The organism is Pseudomonas sp. MPB03 (genome assembly GCF_046605385.1).
In the GTDB taxonomy this organism is placed as follows: Bacteria; Pseudomonadota; Gammaproteobacteria; order Pseudomonadales; family Pseudomonadaceae; genus Aquipseudomonas; species Aquipseudomonas zanjanensis.
The window spans coordinates 2074852-2099312 of the sequence record NZ_CP176770.1; the positions used below are offsets into that span (position 1 = coordinate 2074852).

22 protein-coding genes are annotated in these 24461 nt (G+C 51.9%); all 22 read left to right on the top strand.

The features are described 5' to 3' along the window. Positions 1 to 13: 13 nt before the first annotated feature. The 22 genes from hisC (at position 14) to ACLH0I_RS09270 (ending at position 24420) form a co-directional block, all read left to right on the top strand. Entirely contained in the window at positions 14 to 1126 is a 1113-nt protein-coding gene (gene hisC / locus ACLH0I_RS09165) for a histidinol-phosphate transaminase (RefSeq protein ID WP_411386846.1), read from the top strand. A gap of 40 nt (positions 1127 to 1166) precedes the next feature. After that, positions 1167 to 3362 (top strand): bifunctional prephenate dehydrogenase/3-phosphoshikimate 1-carboxyvinyltransferase, encoded by a 2196-nt coding sequence (locus tag ACLH0I_RS09170; RefSeq protein ID WP_411387480.1) that lies wholly within the window; start codon positions 1167 to 1169, stop codon positions 3360 to 3362. Then, entirely contained in the window at positions 3359 to 4048 is a 690-nt protein-coding gene (cmk, locus tag ACLH0I_RS09175) for a (d)CMP kinase (RefSeq protein ID WP_003183882.1), read from the top strand. Before ACLH0I_RS09170 ends, cmk begins: the two co-directional genes overlap by 4 nt. A gap of 119 nt (positions 4049 to 4167) precedes the next feature. Continuing rightward, entirely contained in the window at positions 4168 to 5856 is a 1689-nt protein-coding gene (rpsA, locus tag ACLH0I_RS09180) for a 30S ribosomal protein S1 (RefSeq protein ID WP_186704721.1), read from the top strand. A gap of 268 nt (positions 5857 to 6124) precedes the next feature. Further along, positions 6125 to 6403: a hypothetical protein gene (locus ACLH0I_RS09185; RefSeq protein ID WP_411386847.1), complete on the top strand. Its 279-nt coding sequence runs from the start codon at positions 6125 to 6127 to the stop codon at positions 6401 to 6403. A 143-nt stretch (positions 6404 to 6546) separates the two neighbouring features. Next, positions 6547 to 6843 carry an integration host factor subunit beta gene (ihfB, locus tag ACLH0I_RS09190; protein WP_003199243.1) on the top strand — a complete coding sequence of 99 codons (297 nt, stop codon included), beginning with the start codon at positions 6547 to 6549 and terminating at the stop codon, positions 6841 to 6843. A 26-nt stretch (positions 6844 to 6869) separates the two neighbouring features. Further along, positions 6870 to 7094 (top strand): LapA family protein, encoded by a 225-nt coding sequence (locus ACLH0I_RS09195; protein WP_411386848.1) that lies wholly within the window; start codon positions 6870 to 6872, stop codon positions 7092 to 7094. 176 nt (positions 7095 to 7270) lie between these two features. Beyond that, positions 7271 to 8326 (top strand): LPS O-antigen chain length determinant protein WzzB, encoded by a 1056-nt coding sequence (locus ACLH0I_RS09200; protein WP_411386849.1) that lies wholly within the window; start codon positions 7271 to 7273, stop codon positions 8324 to 8326. A gap of 686 nt (positions 8327 to 9012) precedes the next feature. Continuing rightward, entirely contained in the window at positions 9013 to 10326 is a 1314-nt protein-coding gene (gene wbpA, locus ACLH0I_RS09205; protein ID WP_411386850.1) for a UDP-N-acetyl-D-glucosamine 6-dehydrogenase, read from the top strand. 17 nt (positions 10327 to 10343) lie between these two features. After that, positions 10344 to 11294, top strand: coding sequence for a UDP-N-acetyl-2-amino-2-deoxy-D-glucuronate oxidase (wbpB, locus tag ACLH0I_RS09210; RefSeq protein ID WP_411386851.1), 951 nt, complete (start codon positions 10344 to 10346; stop codon positions 11292 to 11294). 110 nt (positions 11295 to 11404) lie between these two features. Beyond that, positions 11405 to 13255: an acyltransferase family protein gene (locus tag ACLH0I_RS09215; RefSeq protein WP_411387481.1), complete on the top strand. Its 1851-nt coding sequence runs from the start codon at positions 11405 to 11407 to the stop codon at positions 13253 to 13255. Beyond that, a complete protein-coding gene (gene wbpD, locus ACLH0I_RS09220) occupies positions 13252 to 13827 on the top strand; it encodes a UDP-2-acetamido-3-amino-2,3-dideoxy-D-glucuronate N-acetyltransferase (RefSeq protein ID WP_411386852.1) in 576 nt (191 codons plus the stop codon). The genes ACLH0I_RS09215 and wbpD overlap by 4 nt, the downstream gene beginning before the upstream one ends. A gap of 2 nt (positions 13828 to 13829) precedes the next feature. Continuing rightward, a complete protein-coding gene (locus ACLH0I_RS09225; RefSeq protein WP_411386853.1) occupies positions 13830 to 14912 on the top strand; it encodes a DegT/DnrJ/EryC1/StrS family aminotransferase in 1083 nt (360 codons plus the stop codon). Positions 14913 to 14915: 3 nt separating this feature from the next. Continuing rightward, the gene (locus tag ACLH0I_RS09230) at positions 14916 to 16232 is read left to right on the top strand and encodes a hypothetical protein (RefSeq protein ID WP_411386854.1); all 1317 of its coding nucleotides are present in this window, start codon (positions 14916 to 14918) and stop codon (positions 16230 to 16232) included. Next, positions 16229 to 17464 (top strand): oligosaccharide flippase family protein, encoded by a 1236-nt coding sequence (locus tag ACLH0I_RS09235; RefSeq protein ID WP_411386855.1) that lies wholly within the window; start codon positions 16229 to 16231, stop codon positions 17462 to 17464. Before ACLH0I_RS09230 ends, ACLH0I_RS09235 begins: the two co-directional genes overlap by 4 nt. Beyond that, positions 17461 to 18069, top strand: coding sequence for an imidazole glycerol phosphate synthase subunit HisH (hisH, locus tag ACLH0I_RS09240; protein WP_411386856.1), 609 nt, complete (start codon positions 17461 to 17463; stop codon positions 18067 to 18069). Before ACLH0I_RS09235 ends, hisH begins: the two co-directional genes overlap by 4 nt. Beyond that, positions 18069 to 18830 (top strand): AglZ/HisF2 family acetamidino modification protein, encoded by a 762-nt coding sequence (locus ACLH0I_RS09245; RefSeq protein WP_411386857.1) that lies wholly within the window; start codon positions 18069 to 18071, stop codon positions 18828 to 18830. Before hisH ends, ACLH0I_RS09245 begins: the two co-directional genes overlap by 1 nt. 101 nt (positions 18831 to 18931) lie before the next feature. Further along, on the top strand, positions 18932 to 20065 hold the full coding sequence (locus ACLH0I_RS09250; RefSeq protein ID WP_411387482.1) for an N-acetyl sugar amidotransferase: 1134 nt from the start codon (positions 18932 to 18934) through the stop codon (positions 20063 to 20065). A 17-nt stretch (positions 20066 to 20082) separates the two neighbouring features. Continuing rightward, positions 20083 to 21198, top strand: a complete 1116-nt coding sequence (locus ACLH0I_RS09255) for a glycosyltransferase family 4 protein (RefSeq protein WP_411386858.1) — start codon at positions 20083 to 20085, stop codon at positions 21196 to 21198. 9 nt (positions 21199 to 21207) lie between these two features. After that, a complete protein-coding gene (locus ACLH0I_RS09260; RefSeq protein ID WP_411386859.1) occupies positions 21208 to 22428 on the top strand; it encodes a glycosyltransferase family 4 protein in 1221 nt (406 codons plus the stop codon). A 14-nt stretch (positions 22429 to 22442) separates the two neighbouring features. After that, the gene (locus tag ACLH0I_RS09265) at positions 22443 to 23399 is read left to right on the top strand and encodes an NAD-dependent epimerase/dehydratase family protein (protein ID WP_411386860.1); all 957 of its coding nucleotides are present in this window, start codon (positions 22443 to 22445) and stop codon (positions 23397 to 23399) included. A gap of 4 nt (positions 23400 to 23403) precedes the next feature. Continuing rightward, positions 23404 to 24420, top strand: a complete 1017-nt coding sequence (locus tag ACLH0I_RS09270; protein WP_411387483.1) for an MraY family glycosyltransferase — start codon at positions 23404 to 23406, stop codon at positions 24418 to 24420. Positions 24421 to 24461 lie beyond the last annotated feature (41 nt).

Genomic DNA, 24461 nt, shown 5'->3' on the forward strand with positions numbered 1-24461 from the left:
GGGCGGATAGCAAATGAGTGGCAACTTCCTCGCTCTGGCTCAGCCAGGCGTGCAACAACTCTCGCCTTACGTTCCGGGCAAACCCGTGGACGAACTGGCCCGCGAGCTGGACCTGGATCCGGCCAGCATCGTCAAGTTGGCGAGCAACGAAAACCCGCTGGGCGCGAGCCCCAAGGCGCTGGCGGCAATCCGCGACGAACTGGCCGAGCTGACCCGTTACCCCGATGGCAATGGCTTTGCGTTGAAAAGCCTGCTGGCCGAGCGTTGCGGTGTCGAGCTGAACCAGGTGACCCTGGGCAACGGCTCCAACGACATTCTTGAGTTGGTGGCGCGGGCGTATCTGGCGCCAGGTCTCAACGCTGTATTCAGCGAGCACGCGTTCGCGGTCTACCCGATCGCCACCCAGGCCGTCGGCGCGGATGCCCATGTGGTTCCGGCCAAGGAGTGGGGGCACGACCTGCTGGCCATGTTGGCGGCCATCGACGCCAATACCCGAGTGGTCTTCATCGCTAACCCGAACAACCCGACTGGCACCTGGTTCGATGCCCAGGCCTTGGATGACTTCCTCCAGGACGTGCCCGCCCACGTGCTGGTGGTGCTGGACGAGGCCTACATCGAATACGCCGAAGGCAGCGATTTGCCCGATGGCCTGGACTTCCTCGCGGCCTACCCGAACCTGCTGGTATCGCGTACGTTCTCCAAAGCCTACGGCTTGGCCTCGCTGCGGGTCGGCTACGGCCTGTCCACTGCCGTGGTGGCCGATGTGCTGAACCGCGTGCGCCAGCCGTTCAACGTCAACAGCTTTGCCCTGGCCGCCGCCTGTGCGGCCTTGCAGGATGAAGCCTACCTGGCTGAAAGCCGTCGCCTGAACGCGGCCGGCATGGAGCAGTTGGAGGCAGGCCTGCGTGAACTGGGCCTGGGTTGGATTCCCTCGAAAGGCAACTTCATCTGTGTCGACCTGGGGCGCGTCGCCGCGCCGGTGTACCAGGGGCTGTTGCGCGAAGGTGTGATCGTGCGTCCGGTGGCCAATTACGGCATGCCGAACCATCTGCGCATCACCATTGGCCTGCCGGCGGAAAACAGCCGTTTCCTCGAGGCGTTGAGCAAGGTCCTGGTTCGTGGTTGATGTCACTTCGCTGCAACCTGCTGTTTCTATGATCGATCGCCTGGTGGTGGTCGGCCTGGGCTTGATCGGCGGCTCGTTTGCCAAGGGCTTGCGTGAAAGCGGCTTGTGCCGTGAAGTGGTCGGTGTCGACCTGGATCCGCAGTCGCGCAGGCTGGCCGTGGAGTTGGGCGTGGTTGATCGCTGCGAAGATGACTTGGCAATCGCATGCCAAGGCGCGGATGTGATCCAGCTGGCGGTGCCGATCCTGGCCATGGAAAAATTGCTGGCGCGCCTGGCAACCATGAACCTGGGGCAAGCGATCCTGACCGACGTCGGCAGTGCCAAGGGCAACGTGGTGCGTGCAGCCACCGAGGCTTTCGGTGGGATGCCGGCGCGTTTCGTGCCCGGTCATCCGATTGCCGGTTCCGAGCAGAGCGGGGTGGAAGCCTCCAACGCCGAACTGTTTCGTCGTCACAAAGTGATCCTCACGCCCCTGGACCAGACGGACCCTGCCGCGCTCGCCGTAGTGGACCGTTTGTGGCGCGAATTGGGCGCCGATGTCGAGCACATGCAGGTCGAGCGTCACGATGAAGTGTTGGCGGCCACGAGCCATTTGCCGCACCTGTTGGCGTTCGGCCTGGTGGATTCATTGGCCAAACGCAATGAAAATCTTGAGATCTTCCGTTACGCTGCCGGCGGTTTCCGCGATTTCACGAGAATCGCCGGAAGCGACCCGGTCATGTGGCACGACATCTTCCTCGCCAACCGCGAAGCTGTCTTGCGCACACTCGATACATTTCGCAGCGATCTCGACGCCTTGCGCGACGCGGTCGATGCAGGGGACGGGCACCAATTGCTGGGCGTTTTCACACGCGCCAGGGTGGCCCGCGAGCATTTCAGTAAAATCCTGGCCCGTCGGGCCTATGTGGACGCTATGAACTCCAACGATCTGATTTTCCTGGCACAACCTGGTGGCTCCCTGAGTGGGCGTATTCGTGTACCGGGCGATAAATCGATTTCCCACCGCTCGATCATGCTCGGCTCCCTGGCCGAAGGCGTAACCGAAGTGGAAGGCTTCCTCGAGGGCGAAGACGCCCTGGCGACGCTGCAAGCGTTTCGCGACATGGGCGTGGTCATCGAAGGCCCGCACCACGGTCGCGTGACCATCCATGGTGTCGGCCTGCACGGCCTCAAGCCTGCTCCGGGGCCGATCTACCTGGGTAACTCCGGAACCTCGATGCGCCTGTTGTCCGGCCTGCTGGCGGCCCAGGATTTCGACAGCACCCTGACCGGTGATGCGTCGCTGTCCAAGCGTCCGATGAATCGCGTGGCCAACCCGTTGCGGGAAATGGGCGCGGTCATCGAGACGGCCGCCGAGGGTCGTCCGCCGATGATCATTCGTGGTGGCAACAAGCTCAAGGGCTTGACCTACACCATGCCAATGGCCAGCGCCCAGGTGAAATCCTGCCTGCTGCTGGCGGGTCTCTACGCCGAAGGCAAGACCACCGTCACCGAGCCGGCCCCGACCCGCGACCACACCGAGCGCATGCTGCGCGGCTTCGGCTACCCGGTCACGGTCGATGGCGCCACGGCGTCCGTCGAGTCTGGCAGCAAGCTGGCCGCGACCCACATCGAAGTGCCGGGCGATATCTCGTCGTCGGCGTTCTTCCTGGTGGCCGCCTCGATCGCCGAAGGCTCCGACCTGGTTCTGGAGCACGTTGGCATCAACCCGACCCGTACCGGCGTGATCGACATCCTGCGCCTGATGGGCGCCGACATCACCTTGGAAAACCAGCGTGAAGTGGGTGGCGAACCGGTGGCTGACCTGCGCGTACGAGCGGCTAAACTCAAGGGTATCGAGATTCCGGAGGCGCTGGTTCCACTGGCCATCGACGAGTTCCCGGTGCTGTTCGTGGCGGCCGCCTGTGCAGAAGGGCGTACCGTGCTGACGGGCGCCGAAGAGCTGCGGGTCAAGGAATCGGATCGCATCCAGGTGATGGCTGACGGCTTGCTCGCCCTGGGCGTCAAGTGCCAGCCAACCCCGGATGGCATCATTATCGACGGCGGCCAGATCGGCGGCGGCGAAGTCCATGGTCACGGTGATCACCGCATCGCCATGGCCTTCAGTGTTGCGTCTTTGCGCGCCAGTGCGCCGATTCGCATCCATGACTGCGCCAACGTCGCGACGTCGTTCCCGAACTTCCTGGCGCTGTGCGCGCAGGTCGGTATCCGAGTAGCACAAGAGGCACAGTCGTGAACATCAAGGCACCGGTCATCACCATCGATGGCCCAAGCGGTTCGGGCAAGGGCACCGTCGCCGGGATCCTGGCCAGGCAGTTGGGCTGGAACCTGCTCGATTCGGGCGCCTTGTACCGTCTGTTGGCGTTCGCCGCCGCCAACCATGGCGTCGACCTGACCAACGAGGAATTGCTCAAGGCGCTGGCCGCTCATCTGGACGTGCAATTCATCGCGGCGACCGACGGCCAGCTCCAGCGCATTATTCTGGAAGGCGACGAAGTCAGCGACGTCATCCGTACCGAAAGCGTGGGCGCCGGAGCCTCCCAGGTCGCCGCGCTGCCGGCGGTGCGCGAAGCCTTGCTGCAACGCCAGCGCGCATTCCAGGAGCCGCCGGGGCTGGTGGCCGATGGTCGCGACATGGGCACGGTGGTGTTCCCCGATGCGCCGCTGAAGATTTTCCTGACGGCCAGCGCCGAGGAACGGGCGCGCCGCCGATATTTGCAGTTGAAGGGCAAAGGCGAGGATGTTAGTCTGTCGAGTCTGCTAGATGAGATCCGTGCACGCGATGAGCGTGACACCCAGCGCGCAGTAGCCCCGCTAAAGCCGGCGGCCGATGCGATACAGCTGGATTCCACGGAGTTGTCCATTGATCAGGTGTTGCAACGCATCATGAGCGAGATCGCGCTTCGCGATATCGCCGGGTGACAGGAAGCTCCGCAGGGGACCAGTCATAGTCCTGCGGCGCTTCTTTTATATGAAACTAACCCACACCGTCTGGGGTGTGGAGATGGGCGTTTACTTCGCCCTAATCAACAGGAATTAAAATGAGCGAAAGCTTTGCGGAACTCTTTGAAGAAAGCTTGAAAACCCTGAACCTTCAGGCAGGCTCCATCATCACCGGCGTTATCGTTGATATCGATTACCAGGCTCGCTGGGTAACCGTTCACGCTGGTCTGAAGTCTGAAGCGCTGATCCCGCTTGAGCAGTTCTACAACGACGCTGGCGAACTGAACATCAACGTCGGTGACGAAGTTCACGTTGCGCTGGACTCGGTTGAAGATGGCTTTGGTGAAACCAAGCTGTCCCGTGAAAAAGCCAAGCGCGCTGAATGCTGGATCGTTCTGGAAGCGGCCTTCGCAGCTGAGGAAGTGGTCAAGGGCGTTATCAACGGTAAGGTTAAAGGCGGCTTCACTGTCGACGTTAACGGCATCCGTGCGTTCCTGCCAGGTTCCCTGGTTGACGTCCGTCCAGTGCGCGACACCACGCACCTGGAAGGCAAAGAGCTGGAATTCAAGGTCATCAAGCTGGACCAGAAGCGCAACAACGTTGTCGTTTCCCGTCGCAGTGTCCTGGAAGCCGAGAACTCCGCCGAGCGTGAAGCTCTGCTGGAATCGCTGCAGGAAGGCCAACAGGTCAAGGGTATCGTCAAGAACCTCACCGATTACGGCGCATTCGTCGATCTGGGTGGCGTCGATGGCCTGCTGCACATCACCGACATGGCCTGGAAGCGTATCAAGCATCCTTCGGAAATCGTCAACGTTGGCGACGAGATCGATGTCAAGGTTCTGAAGTACGATCGCGAGCGCAATCGTGTTTCCCTGGGCCTCAAGCAACTGGGTGAAGATCCATGGGTCGCTATCAAAGCCCGTTACCCAGAAGGCACCCGCGTCACCGCTCGTGTTACCAACCTCACCGACTACGGCTGCTTCGCTGAGCTGGAAGAAGGCGTTGAAGGCCTGGTACACGTTTCCGAAATGGACTGGACCAACAAGAACATCCACCCTTCGAAAGTCGTACAAGTCGGCGACGAAGTGGAAGTCATGGTTCTGGACATCGACGAAGAGCGTCGTCGTATCTCCCTCGGCATCAAGCAGTGCAAGTCCAACCCATGGGAAGACTTCTCTGGCCAGTTCAACAAGGGCGATAAAATCTCCGGCACCATCAAGTCGATCACCGATTTCGGTATCTTCATTGGTCTGGACGGCGGCATCGACGGCCTGGTTCACCTGTCCGACATCTCCTGGAACGAAGTGGGCGAAGAAGCCGTACGCCGTTTCAAGAAGGGCGACGAGCTGGACACCGTTATCCTGTCGGTTGACCCAGAGCGCGAGCGTATCTCCCTGGGTATCAAGCAACTGGAAAGCGATCCGTTCTCCGAGTACGTTCAAGAGAACGACAAAGGCGCAATCGTTAAGGGCATCGTGAAAGAAGTTGACGCCAAAGGCGCCATCATCACTCTGGCCGACGATATCGAAGCGACTCTGAAAGCCTCCGAAATCAGCCGTGACCGCGTTGAAGACGCGCGCAACGTTCTGAAAGAAGGCGAAGAAGTAGAAGCCAAGATCATCAGCGTTGACCGCAAGAGCCGCGTAATCCAGCTCTCCATCAAGTCGAAAGACGATGCTGAAGAGAAAGAAGCAATCCAGAGCTTGCGCGAGAAGCCAGCTACTGATGCTCCTGGTCCTACCACTCTGGGCGACCTGCTGCGTGCACAGATGGAAAAACAGAACTAAGTTCTGTCAGACCATGAAAAAGGGCGACTTCGGTCGCCCTTTTTTGTGCCTGCGATTACCTTGTAGGAGCTGCCGAAGGCTGCGATCTTTCTCCAGTCGCGAAACCAACCTCCAAGCCCAGCTGTCTCTTTCTTTAAGCGTATCAGCCATCTATCAAGGTTGGACCACAGATGTCATGGTTCCCCCTGAGCAATGTGGGAGCGAGCCTGCTCGCGATAGCGCCAGATCAGGCACCACCCAGTCGAGTGATGGATATTTAAGGAGATGAATGAACAGGTACATCCTGATATTCGCAATATTGGCCTTGGCAGGTTGCGCTACGAGTGCCAAGACCCACGCAGTGCGTGGTGTCAGTGGTATCGAGGTCGACTGCTCAGGGTTGGGCTCTGGCTGGGAGAAGTGCCATAAGAGAGCCGCAAGAGAGTGCAAGGGTGCAGGCTACAAGGTCATTACCCGATCCGACGACGCGAAGGATAACGATCAATACCCCTTTGGTTTTAATCCTGCTGGCTATCTGACTCGCACGATGTTGGTCATCTGTAGATAGTTTGAGAAAGCTCCTGGCCTGCATGGAAAGAAGCGGCAAGGGAGCAAAGAAGAATGTCAATACTTGGGCTGTTCAAATCCCTCTGGTCATGCTAAAACCTTTTCAAGCGATTTTCCTAGCTGCTTGAAAAAGAAGGGAAAAATATGACGAAGTCGGAGTTGATCGAACGAATTGTCACCCATCAAGGGCTACTCTCATCCAAGGATGTGGAGCTGGCCATCAAGACCATGCTTGAACAAATGTCCCAGTGCCTGGCTACGGGTGATCGTATTGAAATCCGTGGTTTCGGCAGCTTTTCCCTGCATTACCGCGCCCCGCGGGTAGGTCGCAATCCAAAGACCGGCCAGTCCGTCAGCCTTGATGGAAAATTTGTTCCTCATTTCAAGCCAGGCAAAGAGCTTAGGGATCGGGTGAATGAGGAGGAGGGGGATGAGCTCTGACGGAGCGCTAAGACAAAGGAGTTCTCATGCGGAACTTTAAACGCCTGGCCCTTGTCGTACTTGCGCTGCTCGTGGCCTCAGCTATCGTCCTGTTTGTGCTTGAAAACAACCAGCCGGTCACACTGCTGTTTCTGGGCTGGTCAGCCCCGCAACTTCCTGTTTCAGTTTTGGTGATTCTGGCGTTGCTCGCTGGTATGATAGTCGGGCCGTCGCTTGCGTGGCTTCTAGGTATGCGTAGACGGCCGAAATAATGGATATGTGAGCCCAGTAGTCTTGGTGTAAGGATCACGGCCAACATTTTTTTCTGACTTTGGGTGCGTTTTGTTCAAAATTAAGTTGATTCAGTTTGTCGCTGTGCCCGTCTTGCCTTTTAGTGAGTTCGATGTGTCTGTAGGCGCAATGCCAAAAAAGGGAGTCGGGGTCAGCCATGCAAAATAATCGTATTGAAACCCCAGGCGCCAATGAGATCGATCTGATTGCGCTTGCGCGCGGGCTCTGGGGGCAAAAGTGGTTGATCCTTGCGGTCACCTTGTTGGTTACCGTGGGTGCAGCTGCTTATGCGTTCCTCAGTAAACCGATCTATCAAGCCCAGCTTTTCATCATGCCTCCTACTCAGAACGGTATTGCTGAGTTGAACTATGGTCGAGGGAAAAGCACTGAGCTCGATCCTTATTCCATCAAGCATGTCTATGACGTATTTGCCCGAAATCTACAAGGTGAATCTCTTCGTCAGACATTTTTCAATGAGGTTTATCTTCCTTCACTTGATGAGTCCGAGCGAAAGGGTGCGCTTGACCGCTTGTATGAGCGTTTCTCTCGAGAGCTGGTGATAAAGGGGGCTGGTAAAGATACGCCAGACCGCTATTCGGTGACGGTCCAGGGTAAGGATCCCGTTCGAGCTACGGAGTGGGCGAAGGCTTATGTGGCGCGTGCCAGTGAGGCGGCTGAGTCAGAGCTGATCAAGAACGTTACGGCTGAGGCTGCAGTAAGGGCGCGTAATCTGGAACAGCGTATTGTCAGTTTGCGCGAGACTGCACAGCGAATACGTGAGGATCGGATCCAGCAGTTGCGCGAAGCATTGAAGATCGCGGAAGCAATTGGTCTTACCAGTCCGAGTATAAACTCCACGGCAGCCGTTGATATAACAGTAGAAACGGGTAATAAAATGGATTACCAGCGAGGCAGCAAAGCCTTGGCTGCGGAAGTGAAAGCGCTGGAGTCAAGAGCTTCTGATGACGCCTTCATATCGGATTTGCGTTCACTCCAAATGCGATACAATTTTTACCGTAAGTTGAATATTGATCCAGAAAGCATTTCGGTTTATCGACAAGATGGTAGTGTCGAGGTGCCGCAAAGCCCAATTAAGCCAAGAAAAGCTATGATTTTGCTGCTGGGTATTCTTGCTGGCGGGGCGTTGGGTGGTTTCATAGCGTTAATTCGATTTGCGATTGTTCGGAGTAAGGAGCAACAAATACAGGATTGAGAGGGTTGATTTCTCGATTCTAGAATGTTTCCGCAGCGCTTTTAGAGTGGCGCCTCCAAATGATTACTTAAGCCCGTCTTTGTGAGGATTATCTTCGTGAAGCCGGGCTTTTTGCTGATATGAGAAAGTTAATGGAAGTCGGGGTCCTGATCTGGAGCAGAGTTGAAGGTTGAGTATGAAATATGATGCGGTAGTAGGTGTGCCGAAGCCCCGTCTGCTGTATTCATCAGGGCCGCTAGATGGGGGGGCTTAAGAGCTCAGATGTCGTAATGATGGCAAAAAAAGGCAAGCTAGCTAACGGAAGCAAACCCTGAAAAAGCTTGCCGGAGATCAGTAAAGTGCAATCCAAGAAAGCCATTTTGCTGCACAACAGGCATAATGGCGGTTTGCGAGGGGGCGGGTGGTCCTGTCGCTCAGCGGCCGCTATCAATAAGTTCTGTAGATGTCTTGTGAATCAGAGCATGGTGAGACATCTGTAGGGGCGGCGGTTGGTGCCGGATCGTGCTGTCCCTTGACGGTTTTTTTTGCCTCGCGATAGAAAAGCTGAGGTGGATGCGCCCCAGTACCGGTCCGTCGGGCTGAGACGCAGGTTTAGCGGGTTTGCAATGGTAGGGGTCAGGCAGATTCAGGCCTGATTCATAGCCCTGATGAATTAGATAATTTTGACAAGTTAAATGGAGAGTTGGATGTCGAGCATAAAGCAGGCGAGCGTCGCCAAATTTAAAGCAAAAGAGGCCGTCATCGGTATCGTCGGTCTTGGATACGTCGGCCTGCCTTTGATGCTGCGTTATAATGCGATTGGATTTAAAGTCATTGGTCTCGATATCGATAGTTCAAAGGTTGAGCTGCTGAACTCGGGGAAAAGTTACATTGAACACATTCCGAGCGAGAAAATCGAAGTCGCTTGCCAAAGCGGATTTGAAGCCACTACCGATTTTACACGTGTGCCTGAATGTGATGCGCTGATTCTCTGTGTACCCACACCGTTGAATAAATATCGCGAACCCGATATGAGCTTCGTGATAAACACGACTGATGCGATAAAACCCTATCTAAGGGCGGGCCAGATCGTTTCGCTTGAAAGTACGACTTACCCGGGCACCACAGAAGAAGAGTTGCTGCCGCGTGTCCAGGAGAAAGGGTTGCGTGTGGGTGAGAACATCTTCCTGGTTTACTCTCCGGAGCGCGAAGATCCGGGCAATCCGAACTTTGAGACCCGTACCATTCCAAAGGTAATCGGCGGGCATACGCCGGAGTGCCTTGAGGTCGGTGTCGCTCTCTATGAGCATGCGATTGACCAAGTGGTACAGGTTAGTTCTACCAAAGCTGCTGAAATGACCAAGCTGCTGGAAAATATCCACCGTGCGGTCAATATCGGCTTGGTGAATGAAATGAAAGTGGTCGCAGACCGCATGGGCATTGATATTTTCGAAGTCGTCGACGCCGCTGCAACCAAGCCCTTCGGCTTCACTGCCTACTATCCGGGCCCTGGTCTTGGTGGTCACTGCATTCCAATCGACCCGTTCTATCTGACTTGGAAAGCCCGTGAGTATGGTTTGCACACACGGTTTATCGAGCTTTCGGGTGAAGTCAACCAAGCTATGCCAGAGTACGTGCTGAACAAACTGATGGACGGTCTGAATGAGCGCGGCAAGCCTTTGAAAGGCAGTAAAGTTCTGGTACTTGGTATCGCCTACAAGAAGAACGTAGATGATATGCGTGAGTCACCTTCTGTTGAAATCATGGAGTTGATCGAGGCCAAAGGAGGTGTCGTAGGATATTCCGACCCCCACGTCCTGAAGTTTCCGAAGATGCGTGAGCACCACTTTGACCTTTCCAGTGAGCCTCTGACCGCTGAAGTCCTAAAGGCTTATGATGCTGTTATCCTGGCCACCGACCACGATAGGTTCGACTATGAGCTTATCAGTCAACATGCTCAACTGATCATCGATAGTCGTGGTAAATATCGCGCCCCTCAATCGAATATTATCAAAGCTTGATGACAGGAGAGTTCTGGATGAAACGTTTTGCTCTAATTGGTGCCGCCGGATATATCGCCCCACGCCATATGCGCGCCATCAAGGATACTGGTAATACATTGGTGTCCGCTTATGACATCAATGACTCGGTAGGCATCATCGACAGCATTTCACCGCAAAGCGAATTCTTTACCGAGTTCGAGTTCTTCCTTGATCACGCCCACAGCCTCAAGCGCGACCCAGCGACCGCCTTGGATTACGTGTCGATCTGCTCGCCTAACTACCTGCACCAGCCGCACATTGCCGCCGGTCTGCGCATGGGCTGTGACGTGATCTGCGAAAAACCGCTGGTTCCGACCCCGCAGCAGTTGGACCAGTTGGCCCTGATCGAGCAGGAAACCGGCAAGCGCCTGTTCAACATCCTGCAACTGCGCCATCACCAGGCAATCATTGCCTTGAAGGACAAGGTTGCCCGCGAGAACAACCCCCATAAGTATGAAGTCGACCTGACCTACATCACTTCCCGCGGCAAGTGGTACCTGCAAAGCTGGAAAGGTGATCCGCGCAAGTCCTTCGGCGTCGCCACCAACATCGGCGTGCACTTCTACGACATGCTGCATTTCATCTTCGGCAAGCTGCAGCGTAACGTTGTGCACTTCACTTCCGAACACAAGGCGGCCGGTTACCTGGAGTACGAGAAAGCACGCGTACGCTGGTTCTTGTCGGTCGACGCCAACGACCTGCCGGAATCGGTAAAGGGCAAGAAGCCGACTTACCGCTCGATTACCGTCAACGGTGAGGAAATGGAGTTCTCCGAAGGTTTCACTGACCTGCACACCACCAGCTACGAGGAAATCCTGGCTGGGCGTGGTTATGGCATCGAGGATGCTCGCCACTGCGTGGAGACGGTCAACACCATTCGCAGTGCTGCCATCGTCGTGGCAGCGGACAACGAAGCGCATCCGTTCGTCCAAGCCCTTTCTCGCTGAGCGGCGAGACAACACGGGTGGTCTTGCGCCACCCGTTTCAAGTTTCCCAAGCAGGATCGCAAGCCAGCGTGTCGAACGATAATTTCAACAAGCCAAACGAAGCGGGTGCGATGCGCCGCGTGCGCAGCATTCGTCTCGATGTTCAGGGCTTGCGTGCAATTGCGGTGCTGGCGGTCATGCTTTATCACGCCAATAGTGGCTGGCTGAAAGCCGGCTATGTTGGCGTCGACATCTTTTTTGTCATCTCTGGCTTCATCATAACGGCATTGTTGACCGAGCGAAGCGACAAGGTCGATCTCGTTTCATTCTATGCCAGCCGCATCAAGCGCATTCTGCCGGCGTATTTCGTCATGCTGGTGGTGGTGTGCGCGCTGTCCGCGCTCCTGTTTCTGCCTGATGACTTTGCATTTTTCCTCGACAGCCTGAAGTCCTCGGCACTGTTTACCAGCAACCAGTACTTTTCTGGCTTCGGCAGTTATTTTGCGCCGCGGGCCCATGAGTTGCCGCTTCTGCATACTTGGTCATTGGCCATCGAGATGCAGTTCTATCTGTTCTTCCCGGTGCTGATCATTTGCTTGCCAAAGCAGTGGCGTCTCATAACGTTTGCCTTGCTCGCCGCCAGTCTGTTTGGCTGGAGCGGCTACCGTGGACTGGGCGAATCGCAAGAGGGGATGTACTTTGCCCTGTCGGCACGGATTCCCGAATTCATGGTCGGTGCCATCGTTGCCTTGCTGATGCGCCAGCGCGAGCTGCCCATGTTACTTGCAAGCGTGTTCGGTGGGCTGGGCGCAATCCTGCTGGCTTGGGCAGTGCTGGCTATCGATAAGCAACACTTCCCAGGCTTCTGGTCCATCTTGCCTTGTGTCGCGGCAGGGCTGCTCATCGCCGCCCGGCGTGGTCCGGTCAGTGCGTTGCTGGCCACTCGGCCGATGGTCTGGATCGGTGGCATTTCCTATTCGTTGTACCTGTGGCATTGGCCGGTGCTGGCGTTCATTCGCTATTACACGGGGCAGTACGAGCTGACGGCTGCATGGTTGCTGATTTTCGTGGCCAGCTCTGTACTGCTAGCATGGCTGTCCTATCGCTTGGTCGAAACACCCGCCAGAAACGCTTCCGGCATGATGCGCCAGTTGCCCAAGTGGGCTGCAGCCGGTGCTGTTGTCGTGCTGGTGGCGTGGGGTGGGCAACGTGTCAACGCCTCGCTGGTCGCTCCGTTGCCTGTGGAACTCACACGTTATGCTGCTCCAGAGCTTATCTGCCATGGCACCCAAGTGGGCGCGTGCAAGCGAGGCAAGGCGGATGCCGAAGTGTCCGTCCTGGTAATTGGCGATAGCCATGCTGCCCAACTGAACTACTTCTTCGACCAGGTGGGCGAAGAGCAGGGCGTTGCTTATCGTGTGCTCACTGCCAGCAGTTGCGTGCCTATCCCCGGCTTCGACATTGAACGCCTGCCAACCTGGGCGCAAAAACCTTGCCGTGCGCAGATCGAGGCCGTGGTTCGTGAGTTGCCGAAGGTGGAGCGGGTGATCATCGCGGGCATGTGGCAGTACCAGATGCAGAGCCAAGCATTCGCCAAGGCGTTTGCTGAGTTTCTCGTCGATACTGCAGGAGCCCATAAACACATCGTGGTGCTTGCTCAGGTACCCATGTTTGAAACAGACGTGCAGCGGGTAAGGCGCTTTACCGAGCTTGGCCTGCCGGCGCCATTGACATTCAATCGTGAGTGGCAGGTTGCCAACCAGCAAGTTCAGGCTATTGTCGACCGCACGCCGGGCGTGCGTTTCCTGGACTTTTCCAATAGCAGCTTCTTTGCCGCTGCGCCTTATCAGCAAGGCTTGCTCATCTACCGTGACAGCCACCACCTTAACGAGGTAGGTGCACGTCGTTATGGGCACTATGCTGCCGAGCCACTGCAGCGTGCTTTCGATCAACCTCAGTCTAATGTGAGTCTGACGCCATGAATTATTATCAGCACCCAAGCGCGATCGTCGATGAGGGCGCGCAGATCGGTGAAAACTCCCGTGTCTGGCACTTTGTCCATGTTTGCGGGGGCGCCCGCATTGGTGCCGGCGTTTCGCTCGGGCAGAATGTATTTGTGGGCAACAAGGTCGTGATCGGCGACCGCTGCAAGATCCAGAACAATGTGTCGGTCTACGACAATGTCACGCTGGAAGAAGGCGTGTTCTGTGGTCCCAGCATGGTTTTCACCAATGTCTATAATCCGCGTTCGCTGATCGAGCGCAAGGACCAGTACCTCGATACGCTGGTAAAAAAGGGCGCGACGCTTGGCGCCAATTGCACCATCGTCTGCGGCGTTACCATTGGTGAATATGCTTTCGTCGGTGCCGGCGCGGTCATCAACAAGGATGTACCGGCCTACGCATTGATGGTGGGTGTGCCCGCACGGCAGATTGGCTGGATGAGCGAATTTGGCGAGCAACTGCAGTTGAACGAGCAGGGCGAGGCCTTCTGCTCGCATACGGGGGCACGCTACGTGCTGAACGGAAAACTTTTGAACAAGACGGATGCCTGAGCATGATTGAATTCATTGACCTGAAAAGCCAGCAAGCACGTATCAAGGACAAGATCGATGCCGGTATCCAGCGTGTCTTGAGCCACGGCCAGTACATTCTCGGCCCAGAGGTAGCGGAACTCGAGGAAAAACTTGCTCAGTTTGTTGGCGCTAAACATTGCATAACTTGCGCCAACGGCACCGATGCCTTGCAAATCGCTCAAATGGCGCTGGGAATTGGGCCAGGTGACGAAGTCATAACACCAGGTTTCACCTATATTGCGACCGCCGAGACAGTTGCCTTGCTCGGTGCAAAACCAGTGTATGTGGATATTGATCCACGGACATATAATCTTGACCCGCAAAAGCTGGAAGCAGCAATTACCCCGCGTACGAAAGCTATCATTCCGGTTTCTCTATACGGGCAATGTGCAGACTACGATGCGATTAATGCGATTGCCGCTAAATATTCAATCCCAGTAATCGAAGACGCAGCACAAAGCTTCGGCGCTACCTACAAAGGGAAACGCTCTTGCAACCTCACTACAATAGCGTGCACCAGTTTCTTTCCAAGCAAACCGCTGGGATGTTATGGGGACGGTGGTGCGATGTTTACCAATGACGACGAACTGGCCAAAGTACTGCGCCAGATCGCGCGACACGGACAGGACCGCCGCTATCATCATGTGCGCGTGGGAGTTAATAGTCGCCTGGATACGCTGCAAGCGGCAATTCTCCTGCCTAAACTTGAAGTTTTTGAGGAGGAGCTTGAACAGCGCCAACGTATTGCAAGTTTGTATGGTGAGTCACTCAAAGCCTTGGGGATAAAGACAATCCCTTATGTCGAAGAGTGGAACACCAGTGCCTATGCTCAATATACCATTCTCGTTGATGGGCGTGACCAGATACAAGAGAAGCTAAAGAAGCAGGGAATTCCGACGGCTGTTCATTACCCTATTCCCCTGAACAAACAGCCTGCTGTGGCCGATGCAAGCGTCCAGTTGCCTGTGGGGGACCGCGTCGCAGAACAGGTCATGAGTTTACCAATGCATCCTTATCTGGATGACGAGGCTGTGGCAACGATCTGCGCTGCGGTAGCTGGTTAAGCTATGTATATTTCTTTAAAAGTTGACAAGGCAACTTTTTTGAATGGAATGTACTTCTTTATATATTTTGTCCTGCTTCTATGGATGAATAATAATTATCTGTACTTGTTGTATGACTATATGGGGGCCGCCCAGAAAAGCTTGGATGGCCTCCAGGTTGTTTACTTGTTTCTGTTAGCCGTTGGAAGCTCTCTTTTATGCGGCTCAAGTATAAGTAAGCCTGGGGATATTGTCGTAGCATTGCTGTTTTTGGTTGTCGTGCCTCATGCGCTTGTATTGAACGGGGCAAATACATTTTACCCAGCGGCTAGTCCATTCTCTGGGTTGTGCTTGTCTGTTTTAATAGGCGTTGTTCTTATTGCGCTTATTAATAAGATTAGATTTCGCCGTGACGGCGGTCAGTCCAGTAGTGGTGAGAGATATCTATTTGCTGTTTCAGTGATTAATATCCTCGTTCTAGTGTTTGTTTTGCTCAAAAGTGTATCGTTTTTTTCTATCGATTTTTCTGGGCAATATCTGCGTCGTTCAATCGCCCGTGATGTTTTTGCAGCGGGATCTATGGAAGGTTATATTGCATCGATAGGAACACAGGCGTTTTTTCCCGTTTTATTTGCCTGGGGGGTCTACAAGAAATCCAATTTCTTTTTTTGGCTAGGGGTGATTAACGTTCTGGTTTTATGGGGGGCGTTTGGACAGAAGTACCCCTTTGTTGTTTTGGCTTTGGTCTATGTTTTGATGACCTATTTTAGGTATTATGGGAAAGTTAATGTTTCTTGGTTGTTGTTCGGTGCAATAGGCTTGTTGATTGCAGGTTTTCTCGAATTCGAGATTATGGGGTATTCCTACCTGAATGACTACCTGATTAGGCGAGCGTATACCGTGCCTTCCACAATGCTAGGCGCGGCGGAGCTGTTTTATGATTCGTACGGAATTAATAATTATAGCGATACGGCTATAGGTCTTTTGTCAGGTTTTAGCAAAAGTGAGCCGATTACATTTCGAATTGGCGAGTATATTTATAGTAATACGGAAACTAATGCTAACGTCAATTTTTTTGCAGTGGCGTATTTGAGGCTGGGTTACATGGCTGTGGTAATCGAAGCATTCATAGTCGGTGCGATTGTTATGCTGCTGAATCTTCTTTACATGAAGCGCTCCATGTTTATTGCGATGCCCGTTGCGCTGCTCTTTGTAACAAAAATTGTTGAGCAGTCATTGCCAACGGTTTTGTTAGGGTCAGGTATCTCTTTCATGCTTCTGCTTCTCGTGTTGATGGCTTTCTCTAGAGAACCAACGGGGCAGACGAGGGCATTAGCTTGAAGAGTAACTTTTTTTCTCGGGTACGCAGCGTGCTCATCGGGACCTTAGGGGCCCAAGTGATATCCTTGGGCGTTATGTTGCTTCTGGTAAGGCTGTATTCTCCAGGAGAGCTGGGCTCTTTCAACGTTTGGCTTTCATTCGCTACGATAATGGCTGTTGTGGTCACGGGGCGTTATGAGTTGGCATTATTCAGCGGTAATACGAATGATGATTCAAAGCCAATCATTAAGCTGGTTTTACTTATAACCGTCGCGCTGTCAATTATAGCTACGGTTTTGGTCGCAATAGCGAGTTCTTTTTTTGAGCAAGTTCCTTCTATAGTCAAGAGTTATTCCTTCGTCTTGGCTTTTGTCGTTTTTGGGATGGGCGCAAATAAAGGGCTGCTTTCGTTATTGGCTTTTCAACAGGCCTTCAACAAGCTTGGCATTGCCAGAGTCGCTCTGGCGGGTGCTATCGCGGTGGCACAGGTGCTGGCTGGTTACTTCGCACTGGGCGTAAGTGGGCTAGTCTACGGCCAAACGATTGGCGTGCTATTGGCTACCTTATTGGTATTTTTCTGGTTTGATCGCTCTTGGTTAAAGTCATGTTGGGATGAAAGCACTCGCTCAGTAAGGACGGTGGCTTTTAGGTATAGAGACTTTCCAAAGTTTTCCCTGCCCGCTGATCTTACCAACACTGTCGCCAGCCAGTTGCCAGTCATCTTGATAGCTTCCCGGTTCGGCGCGGAGGCTGCAGGTTGGTTTGCATTAACAATAAAAATGATGGGGGCACCCATTACACTGCTAGCTACTTCAGTCCTGGATGTATTCAAAGAACAAGCAGCTCGAGATTATAGAGTTACGGGATCTTGCCGGACCATCTTCTTGCGCACCTTCATTGTCTTGGCTCTATTGGCCTTGCCCCCATTTGTTTTGTTCTGGTGGTTGGGGGAGTGGGCATTCATGTTTGTCTTTGGTGCTGAATGGACTGAGTCGGGGCGATATGCAATTCTGCTTATTCCAATGTTCTATATGCGTTTTGTCGTGAGCCCCCTTAGTTACACTATTTATATCGCTCAACGACAAGGATTGGATCTGATTTGGCAATTAGGATTGCTGGGCATCACGGCGGCATGCTTTCTGCTCGCGGGTGGGGTGCTGGAAGCCCTGTGGTGGTACTCGGCAAGCTATGCCATAATGTATGTTATTTATTTTGCGATGTCATATCGTTGTGCTAAGGGAGTTTCCTCATGATTGTAGTGGTCGATTATGGTGTGGGGAATATAGCCTCGGTACTGAATATGTTGAAGCGAGTTGGGGCGAAGGCCAAGGCTTCCAACCTCATCGATGATATTGTAAACGCAGAAAAGCTGATTTTGCCCGGCGTAGGCGCGTTTGATGCCGGAATGAAAACCTTGCGTGAGAGCGGCCTCATAGATGTACTTAATCAACAGGTGCTTGTCGCTCGTAAACCTGTGATGGGAGTATGCTTAGGGTCGCAGATGCTAGGGCGTCGTTCTGAGGAAGGTATCGAGCCAGGGTTAGGCTGGATCGATATGGATATCAAGCGTTTTGAGAAGCGTCCGGAACGAAAAGTGCCTCACATGGGGTGGAGTCATGTCTCATGTAATTATGAGCATCCATTGGTGCAGGGTCTAACAGATGAAAGTCGCTATTATTTTGTCCATGGCTATTATATGTGTCCCGATAATGAGCGCGATACGCTTTTGACGGCCGATTATGGACAGAAATTTACGGCTGCGGTTGCCAAGGATAATATTTTCGGTTTTCAGTTCCATCCGGAAAAGAGTCATCGCTTCGGCATGCAGCTTTTCAAGAATTTCGTCGAGTTGATCTGATGCAGAGAAAACGCGTAATTCCATGCTTGCTGTTAAAAGACAGGGGGCTGGTTAAAACGGTGAAATTTAAGGCTCCGAAATATGTGGGCGACCCGATTAATGCTATTCGCATTTTCAATGAAAAAGAAGTTGATGAGCTGGTTCTGCTTGATATAGAGGCGTCTACATTAGGTCGTGAGCCGGACTATGAACTGTTAGCCGAGGTAGCCGGTGAGTGTTTCATGCCTATTTGCTACGGTGGCGGTATTCGTACGCTTGAGCATGCACAGCGGGTTTTTGCTTTGGGTGTTGAAAAAATAGCTTTGAATACTGCGGCTTTGGCCGATGTCGAACTTCTTCGGAAAATAGCTGATCAATTCGGGTCTCAAAGTGTCGTCTGTTCTATCGATTGTAAAAAAAGCTTGTTGGGCCGTTATTCGGTCTATTCCCAATCAGGCACGAAAGATACCAAGGTCTCGCCAGTCGAATGGGCCAAAAGGGTCGAGGACGCTGGAGCCGGGGAAATATTCCTAAACTCCATAGATCGTGATGGAACTATGCAAGGATATGACATACCGCTCATCAAGTCGGTTGTTGCTGGCGTTCATATACCTGTCGTCGCATGCGGTGGCGCGGGTTCGATAGCCGACCTTAACGAGCCCTTTGAACAAGCGGGTGTGTCCGCGGTCGCGGCAGGAAGTTTTTTCGTCTTTCACGGAAAACATAAGGCAGTTTTGATAAGTTATCCGGATCTTAATAATTCGTTGTCCGGGAATAAATAACTTGCTTTTCTTGATCTTGGCGCGCATGTGGAGTTTGTCCATGCGCTGCCATGATTAATTCGAAAGCAGGAGGTATTGTAATGAATTCGAGAGGGCAGATTGTGTATAAAACATGTTCACGCTGTGTGATGGATGAGACTGACGCGAATATCAGATTTGACGAGCATGGCGTTTGCAATCACTGTCATAAATTTGATGAGGTACAGTCTCTTCAATTATTTACTGGCGTCGATGGAAATACTCGATTGCAAAGTATTATTGATAAGATAAAAAAGGAAGGGGCTGGAAAGGAATACGATTGCATTATCGGGTTGAGCGGTGGAGTTGACAGTTCTTACTTGGCTGTAAAAATTAAGGACTTCGGGCTGCGGCCATTAGTAGTGCATGTCGATGCAGGTTGGAATAGCGAGCTTGCAGTTAGCAATATCGAAAAAATTATTAAATATTGCGGATACGATCTTCATACCCATGTGATTAATTGGGAGGAGATGCGCGACTTGCAGCTCTCCTACATGAAGGCAGCAGTGGCCAATCAAGATGTTCCCCAAGACCATGCCTTTTTTTCCAGTATGTATCACTTTGCAGTGAAGAATGGTATTAAATACATTCTAAGCGGCGGTAACTTAGCGACTGAGGCGGTGTTTCCTGATTCTTGGCATGGAAGTGCAATGGACGCCATTAATTTAAAGGATATTCACAAAAAGTACGGCTCGAAGCCTCTGCGAGACTATAAAACCATCAGTTTTTTTGATTACTATTTTTGGTATCCTTTTATTAAAGGAATGCGGACAGTAAGACCATTGAATTTCATGGATTACAATAAAAAAGAAGCGGAAATATATCTTCAGGAAACGATAGGTTACCGCTCATATGCTCGTAAGCATGGAGAGTCTATTTTTACCAAGCTGTTCCAGAACTACTATCTTCCTACTAAATTTGGATACGATAAGCGCAAGCTACACTATTCCAGTATGATTCTTTCCGCGCAACTCTCGCGGGAAGAGGCATTGGCGAAATTAGAAGAATCTCTTTATGACCCTCATGAGCTTGAGGTTGATATAGAGTATTTTTGTAAAAAAATGCGAGTTACACGAAGCCAATTTGATGAGCTCATGGCAGCGCCAATCCAAGATTTTACCAAATTTAAAAACTGGGGCGGACTACAGCGAGGCACCAAAAAAGCGCAACAATTTATTCAGAAAGTCACTGGGAAAAAAATCGCTGTTTATTCGTAAAAGCTTAAGGGATCGATATGAAAGTTGCTCATCTTACATCTGCTCATCCTCGCGATGACATGCGAATTTTCCACAAGGAATGCTGCTCACTCGAAGCTGCTGGCTATGAGGTCATTCTTGTTGTGGCAGATGGTAAGGGTAGGGAAACTAAGAAAAATATAAAAATTGTTGATGTTGGTAGGGCTTCAGGTCGGTTAGATCGAGTGTTTTTTACGACCAGGAAAGTATTTAAGGCCGCGCTGCTTGAAGATGCGGCCATTTATCATATACATGATCCGGAACTGATACCTTGTGGGATAAAACTTAAAAAAGCTGGTAAGGTTGTAATCTTTGATTCGCATGAAGATGTCCCATCTCAGTTGTTGGCGAAGCCTTATCTTAACAAAACGCTCGCTAAAGTAGTCTCAAAATTATTTGATTTTTATGAGCGGTGGGCTTGCAGAAAGTTTAATGCAATTGTAGCGGCTACGCCGTTCATCGAAGAGAAATTTTTAAAAATCAACCCGTTGTCAGTTTCGGTAAATAATTTTCCTATTTTAAGCGAGTTTTCGTTTGTTGATTCAACTTCCTCTGTTAGGGACGGGAAGAAAATATGCTACGTGGGAGGGATTTCTGTCATAAGGGGCATATATGAAATCGTTTCTTCGATGGAGTTTGTCAAGAGTGATGTGAGCCTGCTATTGGGGGGGAAGTTCTCCGAGAAGGATGTTGAGTTAAAAGCTAAGTCGCTTTCTGGTTGGGAGCGCGTAGAAGAACTGGGGTGGCTAGACAGAGATTTGATAGCAAATACTCTAGCCCATTCGTCGGCAGGACTGGTAACTTTGCATCCTGTTGTTAATTACTTAGATGCTTTGCCTGTCAAGATGTTTGAGTATATGTGCGCTGGTTTACCGGTGATCGCTTCAGACTTCCCATTATGGAGAGAAATCATCGAGAGTAGTGAATGTGGAGTATGTGTGGATCCGCTTGATCCAAATAAAATAGCAGAAGCTATTGATTATATTGTATCGAATCCCTCCATTGCTTCTGAGATGGGGGCGAATGGTAGAGCCGCTGTCTTGAGTCGTTACAACTGGGGGGTTGAAGAAAGAAAACTACTGAGCCTCTATTCCACTTTTCAGTCTGGACTTTAAGGTTCGGATATGAATATTTGGTACATTAATCCTTATGCTGGTGGTCCTGGTGTCGGGCGCTATTGGCGTTCCTTTTATTTTGCAAGCGAATGGAAGGCTCAGGGGAACAACGTTGAGATAGTTACGCCTAGCTATCATCATCTGATGGATGGTGAGGTAAGAAAATCGGGACGTGAACTCATTGAAGGAATTTCATATAATTTTGTAAGGAGTATGAGATACAGGGGCAATGGTATCGGTAGATTCTTGTCCATGGTGTGTTTTGGTTTTGTTCTTTTCTTTTCTTTAATACGCTTGGGACTAAAAAGAAAGCCACACCACATTATATACTCTTCTGCACACCCTTTCGGCTATCCGGCTGCTTTTATTTGCGCAAAATTTTTCAGGGCGAAAATTTCTTTCGAGGTTCGGGATATCTGGCCCTTGAGCTTGAAGGAGATCGCCGGATTTAATAAATTTCATCCTGTTGTCCTCGTTTTATCGCTTATTGAACGTTTTGCATATTTTTCAGCTGATACAGTTATTTCCTTATTGCCTGGTGCCCAGCAGCATATGGTATCTCGAGGAATGAAACCTGAGAAATTTAGATACGTTCCTAATGGCTTCTCGCTTACTGATGCTTACTCCGTTATGAACTCTACAAACTCTTGTTTATTGACGGATTTAAGGCGCTTTAAGTCTCAGGGTGATTTCTTGTTTTTTTATGCTGGGGCCTTGGGTGAGCCCAACGCAATGCACTTATTTTTAGATGCTTTACGTTTTTTTGAAATTCCGGATGGCGTAGCGGTAAAATTCATCATAGTTGGTAAGGGAGAGCAAGACGCCGAGTTACGAACTCGCTGCAAAGAGCTTGGTTTTGACTTCGTTCTGTTTTACTCGCAGGTTGATAAAGCGCAAATCCAGCAAGCTCTTTCACTTGTAGACGCTGGTTTTTTCGTGATGCACGACCTGCCTATTTATAGATTCGGTGTAAGCTTGAACAAGCTGTATGATTATATGGCTGCCAGTGTTCCTGTCGTTGCTTCGTATAACGCTTTTAATGATCCGGTAAAAGAATCCGGTTGCGGTATGTCCTTAATTCCTGGTCAGCCTGAGCAGCTTGCAGAGACATTCAAAGAGATGCTGTTGCTTGATAAAAATCTTTTGAAAGAGATGGGCGTGAAAGGTCGACGTTTCTTAGAGGCTAATTTTGAGTATGCGTCTCTGTCTCGGCGGATTCTGGAAATTTAATTAAGGTATTTCGCATGCTGTTGGTTACCGGAGCGTCAGGTTATATAGGCGGTTTGCTTTGTGAAATTTTGAGTGCACAAGGTCATGTCGTAAAGGGTGTAGGTCGGAGTTCTATTCCTCCATCACAGGATTTTGACTACGTTTGCCTGGATCTTGAAAATGACTCTTTAGCCGAAGCGTGTGTTGATGTGGAGACAATCGTACATCTCGCAGGACGAGCGCATATTCTGAACGACAAGGAAAAGGATCCTCTTTCGGCTTTCAGGCGTGCAAATGTGGACGCGACGCTTCGCTTGGCGAAAGAGGCAATGCGTAGCGGTGTCAGGAGATTTATATTTGTCAGCTCGATCGGCGTCAGTGCTACTGAGACAACGGATTCAAAAATTTCGGAGTTGAGTGGAAATAACCCAAGTACACCGTATGCGCTTTCAAAGTTTGAAGCCGAAGAGGCTTTGAAGGAACTGGTCAAGAACTCCTCCATGGAGCTTGTCATTATCCGTCCACCCTTGGTCTATGGTGGAAATGCTCCTGGAAATTTTCACCGCTTGCTAAAGATTGTTCAGCTCGGTATGCCACTTCCTTTCTTGGCAGCCAATAATCAACGCAGCATGATTGCGCTAGATAATCTCATAGATTTTATCGCGCATTGCATTAAGCATCCTGCTGCGGCCGGGGAGCTGTTCTTGATTTCCGATGGGACGGATGTCTCTACAGCAGATATTGTACGTTCTGTTGCCAGCGGCATGGGACGTACAGCCCGCTTGATTTATGTGCCTGTAGGAGCCATCCGTTTGGGAGCAAAACTATTGGGAAAAGAAAATATGTTCTCCCAATTATTTGGCTCCTTGGTTATTGATTCCCGCAAGGCGCATCAGCTACTTGACTGGACCCCCCCGCTTGGAACAACTGAAGCGTTATTCAAGGCTGGAGTGGATTACATGGCCCTTTCATCAAAAAAAGGTCGAGTTTGAATTCATGGCAATTTCTTTTGTAGTGGGTATTGTGTTTTTTGTTTCATTGGCCTTAACCAGCGGCTTGCGACGTTATGCCCTGACCCGAAGCCTGATGGATGTTCCGAACGCCCGAAGTTCTCATTCGGTTCCAACGCCTCGCGGTGGGGGCGTGGCCATCGTCTTGGGGTTTCTAGCAGTGTTGCCAATCCTGGCCTTTCTTGGGGGGCTCAGTTGGACATTTACCTGGGCTTTGTTGGGGGCTGGAGCAGGCATAGCGCTTTTGGGCTTTCTCGACGACCACGGCCACATCGCTGCACGCTGGAGATTACTAGGACATTTCCTCGGTGCTTGCTGGGCTCTTTTTTGGCTGGGTGGCTTGCCTGCGCTGGAGATGTTTGGTTTTGTATTGGATTTGGGCTGGCTCGGGCATGTGCTCGCGGCGATTTATCTGGTTTGGATGCTCAACCTTTATAATTTCATGGATGGCATCGATGGAATCGCCAGCGTCGAGGCGATTTGTGCTTGCCTTGGAGCCTGTCTGCTCTATTGGTTGGGAGGTTTTGAAAACCTGATTTTGGCTCCGTTGGTACTTGCGATGGCAGTAGCGGGGTTCCTGTACTGGAATTTTCCTCCTGCCCGTATCTTCATGGGCGACGCGGGGAGTGGATTTCTTGGCATTATCCTGGGGTTGCTATCGCTGCAGGCGGCCTGGAGTTCACCCAAGCTGCTTTGGGTCTGGCTGATTTTGCTGGGAGTCTTTATTGTCGATGCAACCGCAACATTGTTACGGCGCCTGCTGCGCGGCGATAAGGTCTACGAGGCTCATCGCAGTCACGCCTATCAGTTCGCTTCCCGTCATTATGGCCGCCACTTGCCGGTTACGTTGGCGGTGACGGCAATCAATCTGTTCTGGCTGCTGCCTTTGGCAGCTTGTGTCGTGTTGTGGAACATGGATGGAGCATTGGCGTTAATATTGGCTTACGTGCCACTGCTGGTACTGGCAATCCGGTTTCATGCCGGTGAGCTTGAGAAGGCCTGATTTCGCTGTAGGGTTCGCGTTTTTTGTTCGTCGGTTGTCCA

Excerpts from the sequence above, each read along its gene's own strand:
- ACLH0I_RS09225 (WP_411386853.1), top strand. The coding sequence starts at position 13,830 with ATGATTGAATTCATTGACCTGAAAAGCCAGCAAGCACGTATCAAGGAC.
- ACLH0I_RS09255 (WP_411386858.1), top strand. The coding sequence starts at position 20,083 with ATGAAAGTTGCTCATCTTACATCTGCTCATCCTCGCGATGACATGCGA.
- ACLH0I_RS09195 (WP_411386848.1), top strand. The coding sequence starts at position 6,870 with ATGCGGAACTTTAAACGCCTGGCCCTTGTCGTACTTGCGCTGCTCGTG.
- ACLH0I_RS09265 (WP_411386860.1), top strand. The coding sequence starts at position 22,443 with ATGCTGTTGGTTACCGGAGCGTCAGGTTATATAGGCGGTTTGCTTTGT.
- ACLH0I_RS09230 (WP_411386854.1), top strand. The coding sequence starts at position 14,916 with ATGTATATTTCTTTAAAAGTTGACAAGGCAACTTTTTTGAATGGAATG.
- hisH (WP_411386856.1), top strand. The coding sequence starts at position 17,461 with ATGATTGTAGTGGTCGATTATGGTGTGGGGAATATAGCCTCGGTACTG.
- wbpD (WP_411386852.1), top strand. The coding sequence starts at position 13,252 with ATGAATTATTATCAGCACCCAAGCGCGATCGTCGATGAGGGCGCGCAG.
- wbpB (WP_411386851.1), top strand. The coding sequence starts at position 10,344 with ATGAAACGTTTTGCTCTAATTGGTGCCGCCGGATATATCGCCCCACGC.
- ACLH0I_RS09185 (WP_411386847.1), top strand. The coding sequence starts at position 6,125 with ATGAACAGGTACATCCTGATATTCGCAATATTGGCCTTGGCAGGTTGC.
- ACLH0I_RS09260 (WP_411386859.1), top strand. The coding sequence starts at position 21,208 with ATGAATATTTGGTACATTAATCCTTATGCTGGTGGTCCTGGTGTCGGG.
- rpsA (WP_186704721.1), top strand. The coding sequence starts at position 4,168 with ATGAGCGAAAGCTTTGCGGAACTCTTTGAAGAAAGCTTGAAAACCCTG.
- ACLH0I_RS09200 (WP_411386849.1), top strand. The coding sequence starts at position 7,271 with ATGCAAAATAATCGTATTGAAACCCCAGGCGCCAATGAGATCGATCTG.
- ihfB (WP_003199243.1), top strand. The coding sequence starts at position 6,547 with ATGACGAAGTCGGAGTTGATCGAACGAATTGTCACCCATCAAGGGCTA.
- hisC (WP_411386846.1), top strand. The coding sequence starts at position 14 with ATGAGTGGCAACTTCCTCGCTCTGGCTCAGCCAGGCGTGCAACAACTC.
- ACLH0I_RS09245 (WP_411386857.1), top strand. The coding sequence starts at position 18,069 with ATGCAGAGAAAACGCGTAATTCCATGCTTGCTGTTAAAAGACAGGGGG.
- ACLH0I_RS09270 (WP_411387483.1), top strand. The coding sequence starts at position 23,404 with ATGGCAATTTCTTTTGTAGTGGGTATTGTGTTTTTTGTTTCATTGGCC.
- wbpA (WP_411386850.1), top strand. The coding sequence starts at position 9,013 with ATGTCGAGCATAAAGCAGGCGAGCGTCGCCAAATTTAAAGCAAAAGAG.
- ACLH0I_RS09215 (WP_411387481.1), top strand. The coding sequence starts at position 11,405 with ATGCGCCGCGTGCGCAGCATTCGTCTCGATGTTCAGGGCTTGCGTGCA.